This window comes from Streptococcus suis (assembly GCF_002960425.1).
Classification (GTDB): domain Bacteria; phylum Bacillota; class Bacilli; order Lactobacillales; family Streptococcaceae; genus Streptococcus; species Streptococcus suis_S.
Genome location: NZ_POIZ01000026.1, coordinates 1 through 3,705 on the forward strand (window position 1 = coordinate 1; position 3,705 = coordinate 3,705).

Annotated in this window: 5 protein-coding genes and 4 pseudogenes; all 9 read left to right on the plus strand. The window is 38.2% G+C overall.

What is annotated here, in order from left to right; translation table 11 throughout:
• Positions 1 to 587: pseudogene (locus C1G57_RS02120) on the plus strand (triacylglycerol lipase); the annotation flags it as partial.
• 101 nt (positions 588 to 688) lie between these two features.
• Positions 689 to 1,078, plus strand: a complete 390-nt coding sequence (locus C1G57_RS02125) for a DUF1310 family protein (protein WP_105113558.1) — start codon at positions 689 to 691, stop codon at positions 1,076 to 1,078.
• Positions 1,071 to 1,397: pseudogene (locus C1G57_RS02130) on the plus strand (triacylglycerol lipase); the annotation flags it as partial. The gene C1G57_RS02125 and the pseudogene C1G57_RS02130, both read left to right, overlap by 8 nt.
• A 68-nt stretch (positions 1,398 to 1,465) precedes the next feature.
• Positions 1,466 to 1,855 (plus strand): DUF1310 family protein, encoded by a 390-nt coding sequence (locus tag C1G57_RS02135; protein WP_105113559.1) that lies wholly within the window; start codon positions 1,466 to 1,468, stop codon positions 1,853 to 1,855.
• A pseudogene (locus C1G57_RS02140) lies at positions 1,848 to 2,141 on the plus strand (triacylglycerol lipase); the annotation flags it as partial. The gene C1G57_RS02135 and the pseudogene C1G57_RS02140, both read left to right, overlap by 8 nt.
• Before the next feature lie 103 nt (positions 2,142 to 2,244).
• The gene (locus tag C1G57_RS02145; RefSeq protein WP_105113561.1) at positions 2,245 to 2,625 is read left to right on the plus strand and encodes a DUF1310 family protein; all 381 of its coding nucleotides are present in this window, start codon (positions 2,245 to 2,247) and stop codon (positions 2,623 to 2,625) included.
• A 69-nt stretch (positions 2,626 to 2,694) separates the two neighbouring features.
• Positions 2,695 to 2,982: a hypothetical protein gene (locus C1G57_RS02150; protein WP_238595317.1), complete on the plus strand. Its 288-nt coding sequence runs from the start codon at positions 2,695 to 2,697 to the stop codon at positions 2,980 to 2,982.
• Positions 2,983 to 3,029: 47 nt separating this feature from the next.
• On the plus strand, positions 3,030 to 3,419 hold the full coding sequence (locus tag C1G57_RS02155; RefSeq protein ID WP_105113562.1) for a DUF1310 family protein: 390 nt from the start codon (positions 3,030 to 3,032) through the stop codon (positions 3,417 to 3,419).
• Positions 3,412 to 3,705: pseudogene (locus tag C1G57_RS02160) on the plus strand (triacylglycerol lipase); the annotation flags it as partial. The gene C1G57_RS02155 and the pseudogene C1G57_RS02160, both read left to right, overlap by 8 nt.

A 3,705-nucleotide genomic window follows, 5' to 3' on the forward strand; every position in this document is an offset into this window, starting at 1 on the left:
ATTCCGTTGGGATGGTCCACTTCGTGGAAAGTAAGGATATCGATCTTGGCAATCAGCACATGACCTATGGCTATCAGTTAGACACTTCTGACAATATTAAGGTCCTACAGACTGCTTCCACGGAAGGGATAAATGGGACCATCATTGAAATGAGTCGCTTCCAACAGATGAAACAAACCCTATCCCGTGGTGGTTTCAGTTCGCATGAAACCATCTATCTGGATAGCGAACAAGCCCGTATCCTGGCTCAAGGACTGGTTAAGGTTGCGGAAACCACTCACCAAACCCTTGAAAAAGAGACCTCTGCCACCCTCACTGAGGTAAATGAAGTCTATAGTAGCTTAGGAAATGTTCCTTTTGGTTTTCGACTTAGCTCTGATGAAGTGAGACAAGCCTATAGCAGTGCAGGTGTTGACTATCATAGTCTGGTAGGAGACAGCACCCTACGGGTTGAGAAGTTTATTACTCGCTCCAATCAACTCAAGCAGGATTTAGTGGACTTAGAAAGTCAAATCCAAGCAGGGATCGAGCAGAAAGTAACGGAAGACCAGACATTAGCACAGAGGATACAAGAATGGACCAATTGAAACTTGTAGCCTCTTCTTATATATTTAAACCACTAAATTTATGTTATACTATGAGGTAAGAAATGCTCTTGCTTGATAGGATTTCATAAAGGAGGTCTAGGATGAAAAAAGTAATGAAAGTTATTATCGGCATTTTGTTAGTAATCGTGATTGGAATTGGAGGAATTGGATATATGCAATACAAGGAACATGAGAAAATGGTCGCTATTGCTACTAGTGAAGAGGCTAGAGCTGTTTACGAAAAACACATGAAAGCGAATGACCCAAAAGCATTAACGGCTGATGGAATTATAAAAACTTATGAAATTGACACTGAAACACTAGAGTATAATCCCATGGGAGGAATGATGGTGAGAATTTATTTTAACAATGCTACAGATTTGGATTTTCATTTTGGTTTAATAAAAAACGAAGATGGAAGTTATGAAAGTTATGGATATACAGTTTCACCGAAATTATCTAAAATATTGAAAGGAGAGGGAGATGAGTAGTAAATATCTCGATGAGCCTAATCTTCAAATTGCAATGACCGAGTATAACGATATTTCAAAAGGTCGAGAGGTGAAAGATCAATACGACCGAAGTATCGGTTATGTCACCCTCGACTTCGACAATGAGAATGGCAATGGTGAACAGGTTTATGCTGTTGTGAAAGATCCAAATTTGCCCAAAGACCAAGTGTTGGAAGTAACGGTACTATTTCGAGGTTCGACTGGACCAAATGAAGTGTTGTCAAAACCTGCAGATGTGTGGAATGACTGGCTTGAAAATGATCTTTTTTTAGGTTTGCGCGTCTTTATATATAAGCATCGCATTTATGCTATTCTATGAGGTAAGAAAGCTTCTTGCTTGATAGGATTTCATAAGGGAGGTCTAAGATGAAAAAAGTAATGAAAGTTATTATCGGCATTTTGTTAGTAATCGTGATTGGAATAGGAGGAATTGGATATATGCAACATAAGGAACATGAGAAAATGGTCGCTATTGCTACTAGTGAAGAAGCGAAAAAGGTTTATGAGGATTTCATGAAAAAGAGAGATCCTGATGCCTTTGAACAAGATGGAGTCATTCAATCTTATGAAATTGACACGAACAGTTTAAAATACAATCCTATGGGTGGGTTGATGGTAAAGATTACTTTAAATGGAAGTCAAGAATTAGAGGTTGATTTTAATTTGATTGATAATGGAGATGGCACATATCATTCAGCCTATTATATATATTCTCCAGAATTAGATGAAATTACAGCAGAGGGATATAATGACTAAGAAATATTTAGATGATGTAAACCTTCAAATTTCCATGACAGAGTACAACTCTGGTATGCAAGAGAGAAAAGTTGTCAGGGATCAGTATGATAGAAAAATAGGCACAGTCACCCTCGACTTCGACAATGAAAATGGCAATGGTGAACAGGTTTATGCTGTCGTGAAAAATCCAAACCTGCCCGAAGACCAAGTTACGGAAGTAACGGTTCTCTTTCGAGGCTCAACTGGACCAAATGAAGTGTTGTCAAAACCTGCAGATGTGTGGAATGACTGGCTTGAAAACGATCTTTTTTAGGTTTGCGCGTCTTTATATATAAACATCGCATTTATGCTATGCTATGAGGTAAGAGGTACTCTTATTTGATAGGATTTCATAAAGGAGGTCTAGGATGAAAAAAGTTGTCAAAATACTTGTTGGTGTTATTGTCGCCATAGCACTTGGAATAGGAGGACTTGGATATATGCAACACAAGGAACATGAGAAAATGGTCGCTATCGCTACTAGCGAGGAGGCGAGGAAAGTTTATGAAGATAAAATTAGAAGAGAGGAGTCAGTTGCTTTTACTAATCAAGGGGTCATTCGAACTTATAAAATTGATGAGGCTAGTTTAGAATATAATCCAATGGGAGGACTTATGGTTGACGTATTTATAAATGACGATAGAGAAGCATATATTAGTTTTAATTTGATTGATAACGGAGATGGGACATATAGTTCGGCGTATTATATTATTTCAGCTAAATTTAATCATCTACTAGAAATGGAATAAAGAAAAATGGTTAAAAAATATATAGATGATCTCAGTCTCCAAACCGCTATGACTGAATATAACTCTAGTATGGTTAAAGGTAATGAAGTCCAAGATCAATACGATCGAAGTATTGGTTATGTCACCCTCGACTTTGACAATGAGAATGGCAATGGTGAACAGGTTTATGCTGTTGTGAAAGATCCAAACCTGCCCGAAGACCAGGTTACGGAAGTTACGGTTCTCTTTCGAGGCTCGACTGGACCAAATGAAGTGTTGACAAAACCTGCAGATGTGTGGAATGACTGGGTTGAAAACGATCTTTTTTTAGGTTTGCGCGTCTTTATATATAGGCATCGCATTTATGCTATACTATGAGGTAAGAAAGCGTCTTACTTGATAGGATTTCATAAAGGAGGTCTAGGATGAAAAAAGTTGTCAAAATACTAGTTGGTGTTATTATCGCCATAGCACTTGGAATTGGAGGAATTGGATATATGCAACACAAGGAACATGAGGAGATGGTCGCTATTGCTACTAGTGAGGAAGCGAAGGCAGTGTACAAAGAAATGATTCTTTTTGAGGACCCCGAAGCATTTACTGATAAAGGAATTGTTACTTCTTATACAATTGATACAGACAGTCTATACTACAATCCCATGGGAGGAATGGAAGTAACTCTATTTATTAATGGTGAAAAAGAACTTGAATTTCAATGTGGAATCGTAGAGAACGATAAAGGTCAATTAGAGTCAACGGGTTATGTCTATACGGCTGAATTATCTGAGTTGTTTAAGGAGGGACAACATGAGTAGTAATTTTGTCAATGATCCCCAACTTCAAATTGGAATGACTCAGTATAAAAAATTAATAGAGGGAAGGGTAGCAAAAACGCCAAATGGTCAATCTATAGGCACAGTCACCCTCGACTTCGACAATGAGAATGGCAATGGTGAACAGGTTTATGCTGTCGTGAAAGATCCAAACCTGCCCAAAGACCAAGTGTTGGAAGTAACGGTACTATTTCGAGGCTCGACTGGACCAAATGAAGTGTTGTCAAAACCTGCAGATGTGTGGAATGACTGGGTTGAAAACGATCTT